This window comes from Paraburkholderia sp. J94 (assembly GCF_905220285.1).
GTDB classification, from domain to species: domain Bacteria; phylum Pseudomonadota; class Gammaproteobacteria; order Burkholderiales; family Burkholderiaceae; genus Paraburkholderia; species Paraburkholderia tropica_A.
This window is the reverse complement of record NZ_CAJMZH010000024.1, coordinates 1-15189: the sequence shown is the minus strand read 5'-3', so window position 1 is coordinate 15189 and position 15189 is coordinate 1. Positions and strand designations below refer to the sequence as shown.

Sequence of the window (15189 nt, the reverse complement as noted above, 5' to 3'; positions counted from 1 at the left end):
AAAGAGGCGCGAACCGTCGCTAAAACAAAGTAAAAGGGAAGCCTGAAAGTATAGCAGTGCGCGCGCAAGCCGGCTGACGGGCGAATGGGGCGCTGCCGTACAGGTAAAATGCGCGCCATGGAATCATTCGACATCGCCGTGATCGGCGCAGGGGCGGCCGGCATGATGAGCGCGGCGGTGGCCGGCCAGCAGGGGCGCCGCGTGGCGCTGATCGATCACGCGCCGCGCCTCGCGGAAAAAATCCGCATTTCGGGCGGCGGACGCTGCAATTTCACGAATCTGCACGCCAGTCCCGCCAACTATCTCTCGAACAACCCGCATTTCTGCCGCTCGGCGCTCGCGCGCTACACGCCGCGCGACTTTCTCGCGCTGCTGCGCCAGCATCGCGTGACGTGGCACGAGAAGCACAAGGGCCAGCTGTTCTGCGACCAGTCGAGCGAGGCCATCATCGACGTGCTGCGCGCCGAATGCGACGCCGGGCGCGTCGTGTGGCGCCGCCCGCTGCCGGTCGAGGAGGTTCATCACGCCGACGGCGCGGGCTTCGTGCTCGGCACGCCTCAGGGCCAGATCCGCGCGAAGGCGCTGGTGATCGCCACGGGCGGCCTGTCGATCCCCAAGATCGGCGCGACGGATTTCGCCTATCGCCTCGCCAAGCAGTTCGGCCACAAGCTGATCGACACGCGCCCGGCACTCGTGCCGCTCACCTTCGCGCACGACGAATGGGCGCCGTACGTGCCGCTCGCGGGCGTCTCGCTGGAGGTCAACGTGGCGACCGGCGAGCGCAAGACCGGCGGCGCTTTCGACGAGGATCTGCTGTTCACGCACCGCGGCCTGTCCGGCCCCGGCGTGTTGCAGATTTCGAGCTTCTGGCAGCCGGGTCAGCCGATCCGCGTGAACCTGCTGCCCGAGCGCGACGCCACCGAGGCGCTGATCGAGGCGAAGGGCACGACGAAGCGTCAGATCGGCAATCTGCTCGCCGAATGGGTGCCCGCGCGGCTCGCGCACGCATGGCTGGAGACGCATCAGGTGCCGCTGGAGGCGCGTATCGCCGATCTGCCGGACAAGACGCTGCGCCGCATCGGCGAAGGCATCGCGAAGTGGACGCTCACGCCCACCGGCACCGAGGGCTACAAGAAGGCCGAGGTGACGCGCGGCGGCGTGGACACGCGCGAACTGTCGTCGGCGACGATGATGAGTCAGCGTGTGCCCGGACTCTATTTCGTGGGCGAGGCGGTGGACGTGACCGGCTGGCTCGGCGGTTACAACTTCCAGTGGGCGTGGGCTTCCGGCGTGGCCGCGGGCGAGGCGGCGGCGGCGTTTACGGGCGCCGCCTGACGGGGTATTCCGACGAGGTTGGGGCGCGTGTCGAGCGGGGTTTGAGCAGGACGCGCGCGGGTCCGCGCGGCGTCCGGGCAAGGCTCCGGGAGGCCCGCCAGGCGTGGGCGAGGCTTGACGTTTACCTGTCTGTCTTTTAAAAAACCCTCTGCTATACTCGATCCTCTTTACCCCCGATCCGTTATTGGAAAATGACGACCATCCGCGTAAAAGAAAACGAACCCTTTGAAGTCGCCATGCGGCGCTTCAAGCGCACGATCGAGAAGAACGGGCTGCTGACCGAGCTTCGTGCGCGTGAGTTTTACGAGAAGCCTACGGCTGAACGAAAGCGCAAGAAGGCGGCGGCGGTAAAGCGGCATTTCAAGCGTCTGCGCAGCCAGATGCTGCCGAAGAAGATGTACTGATTCCCGCGCCGTCATGGCTTTTCCGTTCGCGGAAACCCATGACGGCGCAAGCAGCGTGGCGCGGGGCTGAGCTCGCATGTCGGGCGCAGCCGCGCGCCGCGTTGTCCTCTGGTGTGGTCGCAACCCAGTCGAATCCGCACCGACCCGCCTGGAAACGCTTCCAGGCGGGTTTTTGCATTCGCTTTTGCGTTTCTGCGATGCTTCGGTACGATGTTTCGGCAGGACGACCTCACTGCCCCGGGTTTCCGGGTTTCTGCAACCAACGCAATTCAGGTGAGTGATGAGTCTCAAAGACCGGATCAACGACGACATGAAGGCCGCGATGCGCGCGCGCGAAAGCGAGCGTCTCGCCACGATTCGTCTGCTGCTCGCCGCCATCAAGCAACGTGAAGTCGACGAGCGCGTGACGCTCGACGACGCGGGCATCACGGCGGTCATCGACAAGATGATCAAGCAGCGCAAGGACTCGATCAGCCAGTTCGAAGCCGCCGCCCGCGCGGACCTCGTCGAAAAGGAACAGGCCGAACTGGCCGTTCTGGCCACGTACATGCCCGAGCAGCTTTCGGACGCCGAAATCGCCGCCGAAGTGCAGGCCGCGGTCGCCCAGGTGGGCGCGGCGGGCCCGCAGGACATGGGCAAGGTCATGGGTGTGCTCAAGCCGAAGCTGGCCGGCCGCGCCGACATGACGGCCGTCTCCGGCCTCGTCAAGGCCGCGCTCTCGAAGTAAAGGCACGCTCTCGCGCGGTGCCGGCGTCTGCATGACGGCCGGCCGCCGCGGCGAGGCGAAAGCCCGTCACGGGCGCTGCGCAAGCGCGCCCCCGTTTTACGCCAACCGAGCGACCAGGCCCCGATGATTCCGCATTCGTTCCTGCAGGATCTGCTAAACCGCGTCGATATCGTCGACGTGGTGGGACGCTTCGTGCAGCTCAAGAAGGGCGGCGCGAATTTCATGGGTCTCTGCCCGTTCCACAACGAAAAGAGCCCCTCGTTTACCGTTAGTCCAACGAAGCAGTTCTATCACTGCTTCGGCTGCGGCGCGCACGGCACCGCCATCGGCTTCCTTATGGAGCACGCGGGGCTGTCGTTCCCCGAGGCCGTCAACGAACTCGCGCAGTCGGTCGGCCTGACCGTGCCGCAGGAACCGTCGCCCATGCGCGGCGGCGGCTTTGGCGGCGGCCGCCCCGGACAGGGCGGCCAGAGCGGCGAAGGCGGCTATGCGCCGGGGGTCTCGAAAGCCGTCACGAACGCGCTGTCGGACCTCATGCAAACCGCCTGCGACTACTACCGCAAGCAGCTGCGCAGCGCGCCCAATGCGATCCAGTACCTGAAAAAACGCGGCCTGACCGGCGAAGTCGCGGCCCGCTTCGGGCTCGGCTATGCGCCCGATGGATGGCAAAACCTCGAATCCGCGTTTACCGATTACCGCGACGACTCGCTCGTCGAAGCCGGCCTCGTGATCGTCAGCGAGAAGCAGGACGCGCAAGGCCAGGCGCGCCGCTACGACCGTTTCCGCGACCGCGTGATGTTCCCGATCCGCAACGTGAAGGGACAGGTGATCGGCTTCGGCGGCCGCGTGCTCGACGGCGGCGAGCCCAAGTATTTGAATTCGCCCGAAACGCCTCTATTTAACAAGGGCAGCGAGCTGTACGGGCTGTTCGAGGCGCGGCTGGCAATCCGCGAGCAGCATTACGTGCTGGTGGTCGAAGGCTACATGGACGTGGTCGCGCTCGCCCAGCTCGGGTTCCAGAACGCGGTGGCCACGCTGGGCACCGCCTGCACGCCGATCCACGTGCAGAAGCTGATGCGTCAGACCGATACGGTGATCTTCAGCTTCGACGGCGACTCGGCCGGCCGGCGCGCGGCGCGGCGCGCGCTCGACGCGTGTCTGCCGCATGCGGCCGACAACCGCACGATCCGCTTCCTGTTCCTGCCCACGGAGCACGACCCGGACAGCTACGTGCGCGAATTCGGTACCGAGGCGTTCAAGGAGCAGGTCGACCGCGCCATGCCGCTGTCGCAGTTCATGCTGAACGAGGTGCTGGCGGGCAAGGAGCTGGATCAGCCGGAAGGCCGCGCCCGCGCGCTGTTCGACGCCAAGCCGCTGCTCCAGGCGCTGCCGGCGAATGCGCTGCGCGCGCAGATCATGCACATGTTCGCCGACCGGCTCGACGTGCCGTTCGAGGAAGTGGCGGCGCTCTGCGAGGTCGACGCGCGCATCGCCCAGGCGGCGCGCCAGGCGCCCGCGCGCAAGGACCGGCACCTCGTGACCGGTATTGAGCGCAAGGCGCTGCGCAACCTCGTGATGTATCCGCGCATCGTGGCGCAGCTCGACGAGGAGGCCGAACAGGCGCTCATCACGCTCACGCGCCACGGCGAGCTGTTCGAGGAAGTGACCACTCACGCGCGCGCGCTGGGCGACGCGGCGGAGTTCCAGTTGCTTTCGGATCTCTTGCGCAATGGGGCCAATGCCCCCACGTTCGAGGAGATTTTTCGCGAAATTCTGGACTATGATGAAAACGTTCGGGATTTGCTGATGAAAAATCCAGAAGACGGTGCCGTGCAGGAGGAGCGCCGCGAGCAGGAACGGCTCGTGAGCGAAGAAATGACGGCGGCAATCCTGAAAATGCGCTTCGACGCCTGCAGCGAGCGGCTGGACGTGCTTTCGCGGCAATCGAGGCACACGCCCGAGGAACTGGCCGAATACGTTAAATTGAATCAGACGCGGGCTGACATGAAACGTCAGCTCGGGCTGTAAGGGAGGCGTGCGCGGGGGCGATTATTACCGTGCGTGCTAAAATTAAAGGTTTTCAGCGGTTTGTTTTTGTTTTTTCCGGGCGGGCAGCTCAAGTATCACTCGGAGGTCGTTTCGCCGGGTGATGCCGAAAGGTGTCCAGTTTCCAGCAAGGGGCGGAATGGCAATGGCAAAGACTACAGGCGGAAAAAAGGCGACAGGCACAGGCTCGACGGAGCCGACCGGCAAGGTCACGAATGCCCAGGACGCCCCATCCGCCAGTTCCCGCCGCAAGGCGGCAACCGCCAGTCATGAAGTACCCGCAGTTCGGAAGAAAGCCATGGCTGCTTCGGCCGCGCGAGCGGCGCCAACCCGTGCGGCGAAAGCCGCCACGCATCCGGCAACGAAGCGGTCCGGTGGTCCGAGTAGTGCAAGGCAAGTGCCTGCCGTTGCGGACGATGCGGCAGAGCGCGAGGCTCCAGTATCCACGGTTCAAGAGGCTGATGTCCAACAGCCGCGAGTCGAGACTACAGCCGGTACGGCGAACTCCATGACGAAAAAGCTGAATGAAGTGTCCGTCGATGACGACGCAAACCAGAGCGAGGAAAGCACGCCCACCCCGGCGGCCAAGGGTGAGAAGACCACCCGTGCGCGCGACCGGCGAGCGAAGGAAAAGGCGCTGCTGAAGGACGCGTTCGCGTCGTCGCAGCCCGGTACCGTCGAGGAACTCGAAGAACGCCGCAACAAGCTGCGCGCGCTCATCAAGCTTGGCAAGGAGCGCGGCTACCTCACCTACGCCGAAATCAACGATCACCTCCCGGACAATTTCACGGAAACCGAGGCGATCGAAGGCATCATCAGCACGTTCAACGACATGGGCGTCGCCGTCTACGAACAGGCGCCGGATGCCGAAACGCTGCTCCTCAACGACAACGCGCCCAACGCCTCTTCCGACGACGAAGTCGAGGAAGAAGCCGAAGTCGCGCTCTCGACCGTCGACTCCGAATTCGGCCGCACGACCGACCCCGTGCGCATGTACATGCGCGAAATGGGCACGGTCGAGCTGCTCACGCGCGAAGGCGAAATCGAAATCGCCAAGCGTATCGAAGACGGCCTCATGCACATGGTCATGGCGATCTCCGCTTGCCCGACCACGATCGCCGACATCCTCGCCATGGCCGAGCGCGTCGCGAACGACGAGATTCGCGTCGATGAGCTCGTCGACGGCCTGATCGATCCGAACGCCGAGGACACCGACGGCTTCAACGCCAAGGAAGCGGAAGAGATCGAGAACGAAAGCGAGGAAGACGAAGAGGAAGAGGAAGAAGAGGAAGAAGAAGAGGACGACGACGGCGCGGCGCAGGCGACGGCCAACGCGGCGCAGCTCGAAGCCCTCAAGCGGGCCTCGCTCGAAAAATTCGCGCTCATCAGCGAATGGTTCGACAAGATGCGCCGCGCGTTCGAAAAGGAAGGCTACAAGTCGAAGGCCTACCTGAAGGCGCAGGAAACCATCCAGACCGAGCTGATGTCGATCCGCTTCACGGCGCGTACCGTCGAGCGTCTGTGCGACACGTTGCGCGCGCAAGTGGACGAAGTGCGCCAGGTCGAACGCCAGATCCTGCATACGGTCGTCGACAAGTGCGGCATGCCCCGCTCGGAGTTCATCACGCGCTTCCCGGGCAATGAAACTGACCTCGACTGGTCCGACAAGGTCGTGGCCGAGAACCACGCGTATAGCGCGATTTTGTCGCGCAATATTCCGGCGATCCGCGAACAGCAGCAGCGCCTGCTCGATCTGCAGGCGCGCGTGGTGCTGCCGCTCAAGGACCTCAAGGAAACCAACCGCCAGATGGCGGCGGGCGAGTTGAAGGCGCGTCAGGCCAAGCGCGAAATGACCGAGGCCAATCTGCGTCTCGTGATCTCGATTGCGAAGAAGTACACGAACCGCGGCCTGCAGTTCCTCGACCTGATTCAGGAAGGCAACATCGGCCTGATGAAGGCGGTGGACAAGTTCGAATATCGGCGCGGCTACAAGTTCTCGACCTACGCCACGTGGTGGATCCGTCAGGCCATCACGCGCTCGATCGCGGACCAGGCGCGCACGATCCGCATTCCGGTTCACATGATCGAGACGATCAACAAGATGAACCGCATTTCGCGGCAGATCCTGCAGGAAACCGGTCTTGAGCCGGATCCGGCCACGCTCGCCGAGAAGATGGAAATGCCGGAGGACAAGATCCGCAAGATCATGAAGATCGCGAAGGAGCCGATCTCCATGGAAACGCCGATCGGCGACGACGACGATTCGCATCTGGGCGACTTCATCGAAGACACCAACACGGTGGCGCCGTCGGACGCCGCGCTGCACGCTTCGATGCGCGACGTGGTGAAGGACGTGCTCGACTCGCTCACGCCGCGCGAGGCGAAGGTGCTGCGCATGCGCTTCGGTATCGAGATGAGCACCGACCATACGCTGGAAGAGGTCGGCAAGCAGTTCGACGTGACGCGCGAGCGGATTCGCCAGATCGAGGCGAAGGCGCTGCGCAAGCTGCGTCACCCGAGCCGCTCGGACAAGCTCAAGTCGTTCCTCGAAGGGAATTGATCGGTTTGCGCGCTTGCGATGCGCTGTAATCGGTAGGCAGCGCAAGCGAAAGCAAGGATCGGATGGTCAGGCCGGCCTGGTTTCGTGTAGTATGTCGGCCTGCCGTCGAAAAGCCCGGCCTTTGGCAGACCGGGCTTTTTTGTTGACGCTGTCTTTGTCGTAGCTTTGTTGGGCCGGACGCCGTGTTGGTTGCAGGCAGCGGACTCATAATCCGCCTCCGAAAGGACGTCGTGGGTTCGAACCCCACCCGGCCCACCAGGTAAAATTCAAGCAGATCAAGGTGTTACGCCGCAGCGCCCTTATCTCGGGGACGTTGCGGGGACAATGACGCTTCCAATCTCGCCATTTCCAGATCGTTCTGCGATCCATCAAGCCACTTCGAGTAAGTGCGCAAAAACATCTCCACGCTGTGACCCAACTGACGTGCGCAGAATGCTGGTGTCATGCCCGCCATGAGCATCGCCGTCGCGTAGCTGTGCCGCATGTTGTACGGGCGGCGGTACCGCATTCCCAGCTTCTTCAGCATGCGCGCCCAATAGACGCGCTGGAACGTCTCCTCGTTCTTCCAGGGCTCGTTGTATCTCGGATCCTGAAACACCCTGCCTCCGGCCACCTGGGTGTATTTGCGCTGCCGTTCCAGAGCGGCAGCCGCGCGGCTGTTGAATCGGACGATGCGCGCGACGGCGGTTTTCGTCCGGTCCTTCTGCTTGCCTCCGACCAGCACGCTCGCGACGAGCAATTCGCCGCTGGCGAGGTCGACGTTCGGCCAGGTGAGCCCAAGAATTTCTGACGTGCGCAGCCCCGTCCAAAACCAGAGCTCCACCATGTTGTGGATCTGGCCGCCGTATGCTCTTGCCGCCTCCGCGATGATCGTTTCCGCTTCCTCTCGCGAGAACGGATCAGGAGGTGCCTTCTGGTGCTTTGCTTGAGGCACCCCGTCCGACGGATTCGAGGAAATCAGCTTGTCCTCGACCGCGAGATTGAGGGCGTACCTCAGGACGGAAACGTAGTTGTTGATGGTCTTGCCGCTCAGATCCGGTCGGTTAGCGATTGCCGTGAGGATGTGAGAGAGCTTCAACGCGCGAAGCGATTTCGTTCCCATGAGTGTGCCCTTCGCATCACATATTGCACCACCCCAAAATCTGTTCGCAGCTGCATAGCCCTCGCGGGTCGAGTCTTCGACGCGCTGAGTTGAGAGCCACGACTCCAGCCACCCGGACACGGTCAGGTCTGCTGTCCCGCCTCCATCTGGAAAATACTCAGCCATGCTGAATGTTCCAGTGCGGATGCGCTCGCAGATTTCGACGATCAAGCGTTTCGCGTATTTCACGTTCGCTGGCGTGGGCGCCATTGGCTCGCCATTCACCTTGAGCGTCGGTCGTTGGCGGACGCCGTCGAGCGTGAAGTTCATGCGGATAGATTTGTCGCGGACTTCTACGCCGCCCGTCGTTCGACCCATTGCTGATAGCCCTTGAGTGAGATGAAAATACCACCGTCCGGGGAGCGGCGATACTCTCGGTCCTCGATCCATTTGCCGTCTTCGATCTTGCGGCGAATGGCCTTTTCGGTGAGGCCCGTGATCACGGCAGCGAGTGCGATCGTGACGTACGGCGCCGGGGAGACATGTGCGATTTGGCTTTCCATATGCGAAGTCTCGTCAGTTAATCGTTGTGAGGCTGGTGCACGTCTATGGGTGCGCGGCTACCTTCATGCGCATCCATCCTGCCGCGAGAATTGAACCGTCTGCGAAGCATCTTTAATATCTACCCATGAAATCAATGGAGGAAAGATGAGCTGGCACCATGCTGATTGGCTTTCTTTTGCGCAGGCCCTCGTTGCCGCCGTGGCGATTGCCGGCGCTTATGGGGTAGTTTTTTTGCAGCACAGATTGGAGAAGAACCGCGAAGCCAACAAGGAGCGCGCAGAGGCGCGTCGCATCCTCTCGATAGCGGCCGCGTTTACTTCCAAGGCCACTACCGCTGTGGGGCTTATCGCGGAACTTCGAACCGATACGCTCAGGACGGAAACGGAAGCCGACCGAGTCAGGCAAAGCGCTGATCTGCATCAGGCGTTGGAGGCCCTCGTTAGCTTGCCGATTCATATCATCCCGACGTTCGTCGCAGCGGAGCAGCTTATGCGGGCTCGCAGCGAGCTCGCTGACGCTTGCCGCGCCGTCGTCGCGAAACGGGAGGGAAACGGCCACATAGACGGGAGCGCCGAATACGGCGCTCAATGGCTGAAATGGGAAGCGAGACTCGCCGAAGCCACGAAGAAGATACGCGCCGAATTGATCCGGTTCGAGGATGACGGGAATAAGCCTTAGCCGTGTCACGCTACGCCTCCCGCGCTACCGCTGCGCTCGATCTTGGCCACCCATTTCCACAGTCTCGTACCGTCGATCTTTTCAATCTTTCCGGCACGCTTGAAATGAGCAATCACGCGCGTTCCGATCTCGTCTGCGATGTACCAGTCGTTGTTTCTGTCGCGCGGTAGCAAGTTGTTTGCTTGAGCAAATCCACGGACATGCGCCGCATCGAACGGCCCTTTGCGCATGTTTTTCGCGACTTCATCCAAAAGAGCCGCGGGCACTTCCCATCCAGCGATTTTCATTTTTCTTGCTCCTTGCGCTCGATCTCTGCTGCGCGAGCGGCGTCGATGGCGGCGCGCGGCGTGCTGAAGAATCGATCGTCACCGGACAGGACGTGATAGTTCTCGTCTTCGTCCTGATCGTAGACTTGGCATTGACGGATCGAGCCATCACGCGTGGTCCACTGAATCCATGCTTGCTTCTCGATTAGCCAATCGAGGCGCGCGGCGTCGCTCATGCGCTCGGTGGTCGATGAAACGAGCAGGCCGCGCAGCACCGCCGCCGGATCTTCCCATCCTTTGCTCTCAAGCTCGGAGAGGGCTAGACCGATCGACTGACGCTGGCCGATGTTCAGTGCCATCCCTGCGACGGGGTGTGAGGCGCGGGCCGCTTGCCACGTTTTTTCTGCGACTTCCCTGATCGCTCTGCCCATTGCGCCGGGAACGTTATCGAAGCTGCAACCGTATTCGGCGTCCCAGAACAACCGGAACGCTGCGCGCTCGTCGGACTGCGCTGCCGCTTCGATCAGCACGGTTTCTCCTTGCTGCGTAAGGCTTTGCGCCGTTTCATGGCCGATTTGCAGCGCTTCGAGTTCGTCGCGCGCTTCCTGGCTGACGTCCGGGTAGTCGCTAGCCGCTTCGCCGACTTGGTCGTATACCTGTTGGCCTAAGGCATCGAGAACGATGTCGACGTCGACCCAGTGCGTCGGATTAATCGAAGTTTTCCGGCCGAAGTAGACGATCTGGCCGACTTCGAAGGTGTTGCTCTCCAGCAGCTCGCCGAACGAGTCGTAGTTGAACAGCTCGCGATCAGCACTCCAGACCTCTTCAGGCAGTGCGGCATGCGCCGGTGATTCTTTCGTATCCATGTTTCAATCCTCGCGAGTGGTATCAGGTGGCATGCGAGCTCGATGAGCGTCGGATTGCCTCTGCAGTCACATCTGAAACGTCGTGCTACGATTTCGCCCCAGAAAACATCGGGGAAAAACGTGGTTAATCAATATGCAGTGAGGCAGTTCATTAAATGCGCACTGATCGGCGGCATTGGAGCGACGCTGTTGAGTGTCGCTGCGCACGCAGAGCAATGCGATGAGCGCTCAGCAAAGATGGTCTCGATCGCTCCACCACAGCCGGCGCTACACCTCCCAGAGACTCCTGCCGGAATGGACGTTGATGCAACGGGTGTCGTGGTGAATGGTGCGGTCGCTATCGGAACATTTGCGGCGGCGGCGGCGGCTGTTTGGGCCGCCTTGTCCGAGCGCAGAAAAAGGAAGCGTGAAGATCTTGTTGTGGGTCGACTGACCGCAGCCGGTATCGCAAGCCGTCTCGATATAGCGGCAGACGTTATGTCGAGCATCAGCGCCGCGTTCAACGACGCGATGGAGATCGGCGTGCTCACCCTCGAAAATGCGAACAATATGAGGGCGGGTGTAGAGTCGATCCCGCGCTGCACCTTCGATGAGATCAAGAGCATGGTGCCGTTGCGTGGGGATTGCGCAGCCTTGATCGCGGCGGCCCAGGATCGACTGCACGTTGCAGCTGGCACCCTCCACGTCCTGAGCGACCCCGGCATTTCTCCAGGTCAAAAAGTGATCTGTCAGGGGCGGTGCCGAGATGCTCTCCGGCAGTCCAGCCTCCTGTTTACGCGAGCGAAGAGCATTTGCGACACCGAGACGAGCGCGGTCCATGCTGCGCTTAATTCCGCGGACAGCACGCGAGTTTGAAGTGACGTGCGGATTCATCGTTGTTGAGACCAGCCTGAATCTGGCAGCAATTTGGTACGGGCAATGGCATCAGGCTTCGGGCGGCTGGTTTTCATAGAAGTCTCAGGCTCTTATCTCAATCTGTTTGCGAACTGCGGCGGCTTGTGACTGCGAGCAGCGCAGAAACTTTTGGATTTCGGTCTCGGTCGCTCGCAGGGTTCCTGCCGCTACCGATTCCGTTACTCGGGTCACTTCGTCTGCCTGCTCGATCACGGGTAGCGTGACCATCGGTGCGGCGGCGGACGCGGTGACCGGTTCAGTCATCGGCGGGGCTGTCACGATCGGTGCGACTGCATTACTCGGCGGCGTTACTGGCGCGACCGTTACTGCGTTACTCCCTTTCTGGGCGGGCGGCGATTCAGTCACGGCAGCAGTCACGACCTCGGGGCGCAGCGCGAGCAGCTAGGCGAAGCACGCGACTGCTTCAAGCACGCCCGCGAAGGCGAGTCCGGTCACGAGTTCCGCGCGCGGCGCGGTCACGCCGAAGGCGGTCAGGGCACCGGTCACGGGGTCGGCCACGGCAGCGGCGCGCTCGGCGGCGGCGCGGTCCTGCGCGGCCTCGGCGCGCTGCGCTTCGCGTTGCTCGATGTCGAGCGCCTCGACGCGGGCAGCGGCGGCGGTGCGCTCGGTGCGCAGGCTCATGCAGGGTTCGACGCAGCGACGCGCATTGGTGCGGGCCAGTCGCGTTACTGCGTCTGCACGGTCACGTGCGATCTCGGCCAGACCGCGTCCCTTTGCCATGACTGCCGGCACCGCGGCGGCTCGCAGTTCACCCGCATGCTTCTGCGCCAGAATGAAGAAGACGCCATGGCCGATGCAGGTCGCTACGAAACAGGCGGCCCACAGCGCAGTGCCGACGGCGCGCACGCCGCGACCGTGGCCGCGGACCAGCGCGGGCAGCAGATGGGCGGCGACGACGAGCACGACGCCGACGGCGATCCACAGCACTCGCTCGGCGAGGATCCCGCCACGCTGCCAGCCAGCCATGATCGAGAGGCACGCTGCAGTCAAGGTCGCCGCGACTGCGAGTAATGCAGGGTAAGGGCGCGCGCAGGAGACAAATGCTAGTGATAGCATTCGATTCCCATTACTGCGCGAGGTTTGAAACATGTCTGGTCATCCCAATGTCATTCATCGAGTTGTTACGGTTGAATCCTTCGAACAGAACGGTGCTTTCGTGCCTCGCATTTGCGTGGTGACCTACACTGAAGGCGGTAAGGATTTCACCGAGTACGTATACGGAAATAAGACTTTTGAGACCTCGGACGAAGCCTGGGCCGCCGCGAAAGAGATGGATGTTGAGGTGCGTGCAAAACTGACCCACTTCCACTAAAAATTTGCATCGAAAACTGACCCACATGTTCAATGCCTGCTTGGACGCCAAGCAGGAGAACCGGAGTGATTACGGTGAGCATGTTGGCAAAGATTCGGCGGATGCATTTCCGCGATGGCGTCCCGCTGAGGGACATATCCCGGCGTACTGGTCTGTCACGCAACACCATACGGCGATGGTTGCGTGAGCCTCCATCAACCGGTGAGCCGAAGTATCCAAAACGAGAGAGCAGCAGCGTTGTCGACCCATGGTCGGAGCAGCTGCGTCTTTGGCTACTGGCTGATATGCGAGGGGCGAAGCGCGAGCGGCGCTCGGCAAAGCAGATGCACGCCGATTTGCGGGCTGCTGGATACGACGGCAGCTACGACCGTGTTTGTGCATTCTCCGCAACTGGAAGCAGAACCGCGACGAAGGCGCTCTACGAGGAGCCTTCGTACTGCTCGCCTTCGAATATGGCGAGGCATTCCAGTTCGACTGGAGCTGCGAATACGTCTTCATCGGTGGCCTGAGACGCCGCATAGAAGTCGCACACACGAAGCTCGCCGCAAGTCGCGCATTCTGGCTCGTCGCCTATCACACGCAGAGTCACGAAATGTTGTTCGATGCGCACGCGCGGGCGTTCGCCGCATTCGGAGGCATACCTCGGCGCGGCATCTACGACAACATGAAAACCGCCGTGGACAAGGTGGGGCCCGGAAAGGAGCGCGCCATAAACGCTCGCTTCCACTCGATGTGTAACCACTACCTGTTCGAGCCCGAGTTCTGCAACCGCGCTGCGGGCTGGGAAAAAGGCATCGTCGAGAAGAATGTTCAGGACCGGCGGCGCCACATCTGTCACGATGCAATCCGCACCCGGTGGGAGTCACTTGATGTTCTGAACATCTGGCTGGCCGAGCGCTGTCGGCATGCCTGGCAGGAGCTTCGTCATCCTCAATGGCCCGAGCTGACAGTAGCAGATGCGCTGCAGGACGAGCGCCCGCGTCTGATGCAGTGCTCAAAGCCGTTCGATGGCTACATCGAGCAGCCCGTTCGCGTGTCGTCAACCAGCCTCATTCACTTCCAGCGCAACCGCTATAGCGTGCCAACGGAGTTCGCAAATCATGTTGTGAGTTTGCGAACGTATCCGGTGTATATCAGCATCGTCGCCGATGGCAGCGAGATTGCGCGCCATTCACGTAGCTTCGACCGTTACCTGACGTTCTACGACTGGACTCACTACATCAGTCTTGTAGCCCGCAAACCAGGCCCCCTACGAAATGGAGCCCCGTTCCTCACAATGCCAGAGCCAATGCAGCGCCTTCAACGTCACTGGCTCCGGCAGGCGGGTGGCGACCGCGTGATGGTGCAGGTGCTATCGGCAACGCCTGTGCATGGGCTGGAAGCGGTGCTGGTTGCCGTGGAACTGGCTCTCGAATCTGGCAGGCCAAGCGCCGAGCATGTACTGAATATCCTTGCTCGTCTGAAAAGCCCGGCGTCCCGCAGCTCCGACGGCGTACAGACATCGCTACGGCTGAAGATAGAACCGCTCGCCGACGTCCACCGGTACGAAAAGCTTCGCACTCCGCGCAAGGAGGATGGCCATGTCGAATGAAACTGCAGCGCAACTCAAATCGCCCAAGCTCCATGGCATGGCGCAGGCGCGGCCAGAGCTGGTCGCCCAGGCGCGGCACAACGAGTTTGAACCGGAGAAGTTTATGCAGATGCTGCTAAAAGCTGAGACTGCCGAGCGACTAGTTCGGTCCATCAACTACCAGATGACCGCCGCGCTGGTTCCCAGCGCATCGTGACCTCGCTGGCTTCGACTTCGAACAGGCCACCACGGACGAGCCGCTCGTGCGTGAACTCCACACGCTACAGTTCTGCGAATCGGCGCAGAACGTAGTGTTCATTGGCGGGCCAGGTACTGGCAAAACCCATCTGGCTACGTCGCTTGGCATCGAAGCCATACAGCACCACGCAAAGCGCGTGCGCTTCTACACTACCGTTGAACTGGTGAACCAGCTCGAAGCAGAGAAAGCCGCTGGAAAACCGGGGCAAATCGCCAACAGGCTGATGTATGCAGATGTTGTCATCCTTGACGAACTCGGCTATTTGCCGTTCACCCAGACCGGTGGCGCACTACTGTTCCACCTGTTCTCAAAGCTTTACGAACATACAAGCATCGTTGTGACAACGAACCTTAGCTTCACCGAGTGGTCGAGCGTGTTCGGCGAAGCGAAGATGACTACTGCTCTGCTTGACCGCTTCACGCATCACTGCCATATCGTGGAAACGGGGAATGATTCGTGGCGCTTCAAGAACAGCACAGCAGCGCAACCCACGAAGCGGACGGTGTCCCGCAAAACCTCACCAAAGACTGTAAAAGACGAAGAAGTTGACGCGCAGGAATGATGATTCTGCGCCACGAGGGTGGGTCAGTTTTAGATGCAAAAAGT

13 protein-coding genes, 1 tRNA gene and 2 pseudogenes are annotated in these 15189 nt (G+C 61.7%); 11 read left to right on the top strand and 5 right to left on the bottom strand.

What is annotated here, in order from left to right:
* Positions 1-117 precede the first annotated feature (117 nt).
* The 6 genes from U4Y88_RS35040 (at position 118) to U4Y88_RS35015 (ending at position 7330) form a co-directional block, all read left to right on the top strand.
* Positions 118-1335 carry an NAD(P)/FAD-dependent oxidoreductase gene (locus U4Y88_RS35040; protein WP_321789452.1) on the top strand — a complete coding sequence of 406 codons (1218 nt, stop codon included), beginning with the start codon at positions 118-120 and terminating at the stop codon, positions 1333-1335.
* Between the two features lie 191 nt (positions 1336-1526).
* Positions 1527-1739: a 30S ribosomal protein S21 gene (rpsU, locus tag U4Y88_RS35035; RefSeq protein WP_065059953.1), complete on the top strand. Its 213-nt coding sequence runs from the start codon at positions 1527-1529 to the stop codon at positions 1737-1739.
* A 280-nt stretch (positions 1740-2019) separates the two neighbouring features.
* A complete protein-coding gene (locus U4Y88_RS35030) occupies positions 2020-2466 on the top strand; it encodes a GatB/YqeY domain-containing protein (RefSeq protein ID WP_224011672.1) in 447 nt (148 codons plus the stop codon).
* 123 nt (positions 2467-2589) lie between these two features.
* A complete protein-coding gene (gene dnaG / locus U4Y88_RS35025) occupies positions 2590-4494 on the top strand; it encodes a DNA primase (protein WP_224011671.1) in 1905 nt (634 codons plus the stop codon).
* 163 nt (positions 4495-4657) lie between these two features.
* The gene (rpoD, locus tag U4Y88_RS35020; RefSeq protein ID WP_224011670.1) at positions 4658-7072 is read left to right on the top strand and encodes an RNA polymerase sigma factor RpoD; all 2415 of its coding nucleotides are present in this window, start codon (positions 4658-4660) and stop codon (positions 7070-7072) included.
* Positions 7073-7242: 170 nt separating this feature from the next.
* Positions 7243-7330 (top strand) — tRNA-Ile (locus U4Y88_RS35015).
* Between the two features lie 25 nt (positions 7331-7355).
* Here U4Y88_RS35015 and U4Y88_RS35010 read toward each other — a convergent pair.
* Together U4Y88_RS35010 and U4Y88_RS35005 are read right to left on the bottom strand one after the other, a co-directional pair.
* Positions 7356-8483 (bottom strand): tyrosine-type recombinase/integrase, encoded by a 1128-nt coding sequence (locus U4Y88_RS35010; protein ID WP_321789450.1) that lies wholly within the window; start codon positions 8481-8483, stop codon positions 7356-7358.
* A gap of 23 nt (positions 8484-8506) precedes the next feature.
* A complete protein-coding gene (locus U4Y88_RS35005) occupies positions 8507-8716 on the bottom strand; it encodes an excisionase (protein ID WP_321789449.1) in 210 nt (69 codons plus the stop codon).
* A gap of 145 nt (positions 8717-8861) precedes the next feature.
* On the opposite strand from U4Y88_RS35005, the gene U4Y88_RS35000 reads away from it, so the two are divergent.
* Complete coding sequence (locus U4Y88_RS35000; protein WP_321789447.1) at positions 8862-9395, top strand: hypothetical protein; 534 nt, start codon at positions 8862-8864, stop codon at positions 9393-9395.
* A gap of 5 nt (positions 9396-9400) precedes the next feature.
* Here U4Y88_RS35000 and U4Y88_RS34995 read toward each other — a convergent pair whose 3' ends face one another.
* Together U4Y88_RS34995 and U4Y88_RS34990 are read right to left on the bottom strand one after the other, a co-directional pair.
* Positions 9401-9682, bottom strand: a complete 282-nt coding sequence (locus U4Y88_RS34995) for a hypothetical protein (protein ID WP_321789445.1) — start codon at positions 9680-9682, stop codon at positions 9401-9403.
* The gene (locus tag U4Y88_RS34990; protein WP_321789443.1) at positions 9679-10527 is read right to left on the bottom strand and encodes a hypothetical protein; all 849 of its coding nucleotides are present in this window, start codon (positions 10525-10527) and stop codon (positions 9679-9681) included. The genes U4Y88_RS34995 and U4Y88_RS34990 overlap by 4 nt, the downstream gene beginning before the upstream one ends.
* A gap of 42 nt (positions 10528-10569) precedes the next feature.
* Between U4Y88_RS34990 and U4Y88_RS34985 the strand changes: the two genes are divergently transcribed.
* The gene (locus tag U4Y88_RS34985; RefSeq protein WP_321789441.1) at positions 10570-11382 is read left to right on the top strand and encodes a hypothetical protein; all 813 of its coding nucleotides are present in this window, start codon (positions 10570-10572) and stop codon (positions 11380-11382) included.
* Between the two features lie 441 nt (positions 11383-11823).
* Here U4Y88_RS34985 and U4Y88_RS34980 read toward each other — a convergent pair whose 3' ends face one another.
* Positions 11824-12408: a hypothetical protein gene (locus U4Y88_RS34980; protein ID WP_321789439.1), complete on the bottom strand. Its 585-nt coding sequence runs from the start codon at positions 12406-12408 to the stop codon at positions 11824-11826.
* A gap of 121 nt (positions 12409-12529) precedes the next feature.
* Between U4Y88_RS34980 and U4Y88_RS34975 the strand changes: the two genes are divergently transcribed.
* The 3 genes and pseudogenes from U4Y88_RS34975 to istB all read left to right on the top strand — a co-directional run bounded on the left by U4Y88_RS34975 (position 12530) and on the right by istB (position 15145).
* Positions 12530-12754 (top strand): hypothetical protein, encoded by a 225-nt coding sequence (locus U4Y88_RS34975; protein WP_321789437.1) that lies wholly within the window; start codon positions 12530-12532, stop codon positions 12752-12754.
* Positions 12755-12828: 74 nt separating this feature from the next.
* A pseudogene (istA, locus tag U4Y88_RS34970) lies at positions 12829-14345 on the top strand (IS21 family transposase).
* Positions 14335-15145, top strand: a pseudogene (istB, locus tag U4Y88_RS34965) (IS21-like element helper ATPase IstB). The pseudogenes istA and istB overlap by 11 nt, the downstream one beginning before the upstream one ends.
* Positions 15146-15189 lie beyond the last annotated feature (44 nt).

Excerpts from the sequence above, each read along its gene's own strand:
- U4Y88_RS35040 (WP_321789452.1), top strand. The coding sequence starts at position 118 with ATGGAATCATTCGACATCGCCGTGATCGGCGCAGGGGCGGCCGGCATG.
- rpsU (WP_065059953.1), top strand. The coding sequence starts at position 1,527 with ATGACGACCATCCGCGTAAAAGAAAACGAACCCTTTGAAGTCGCCATG.
- U4Y88_RS35030 (WP_224011672.1), top strand. The coding sequence starts at position 2,020 with ATGAGTCTCAAAGACCGGATCAACGACGACATGAAGGCCGCGATGCGC.
- dnaG (WP_224011671.1), top strand. The coding sequence starts at position 2,590 with ATGATTCCGCATTCGTTCCTGCAGGATCTGCTAAACCGCGTCGATATC.
- rpoD (WP_224011670.1), top strand. The coding sequence starts at position 4,658 with ATGGCAAAGACTACAGGCGGAAAAAAGGCGACAGGCACAGGCTCGACG.
- U4Y88_RS35010 (WP_321789450.1), bottom strand. The coding sequence starts at position 8,483 with ATGAACTTCACGCTCGACGGCGTCCGCCAACGACCGACGCTCAAGGTG.
- U4Y88_RS35005 (WP_321789449.1), bottom strand. The coding sequence starts at position 8,716 with ATGGAAAGCCAAATCGCACATGTCTCCCCGGCGCCGTACGTCACGATC.
- U4Y88_RS35000 (WP_321789447.1), top strand. The coding sequence starts at position 8,862 with ATGAGCTGGCACCATGCTGATTGGCTTTCTTTTGCGCAGGCCCTCGTT.
- U4Y88_RS34995 (WP_321789445.1), bottom strand. The coding sequence starts at position 9,682 with ATGAAAATCGCTGGATGGGAAGTGCCCGCGGCTCTTTTGGATGAAGTC.
- U4Y88_RS34990 (WP_321789443.1), bottom strand. The coding sequence starts at position 10,527 with ATGGATACGAAAGAATCACCGGCGCATGCCGCACTGCCTGAAGAGGTC.
- U4Y88_RS34985 (WP_321789441.1), top strand. The coding sequence starts at position 10,570 with ATGAGCGTCGGATTGCCTCTGCAGTCACATCTGAAACGTCGTGCTACG.
- U4Y88_RS34980 (WP_321789439.1), bottom strand. The coding sequence starts at position 12,408 with ATGGCTGGCTGGCAGCGTGGCGGGATCCTCGCCGAGCGAGTGCTGTGG.
- U4Y88_RS34975 (WP_321789437.1), top strand. The coding sequence starts at position 12,530 with ATGTCTGGTCATCCCAATGTCATTCATCGAGTTGTTACGGTTGAATCC.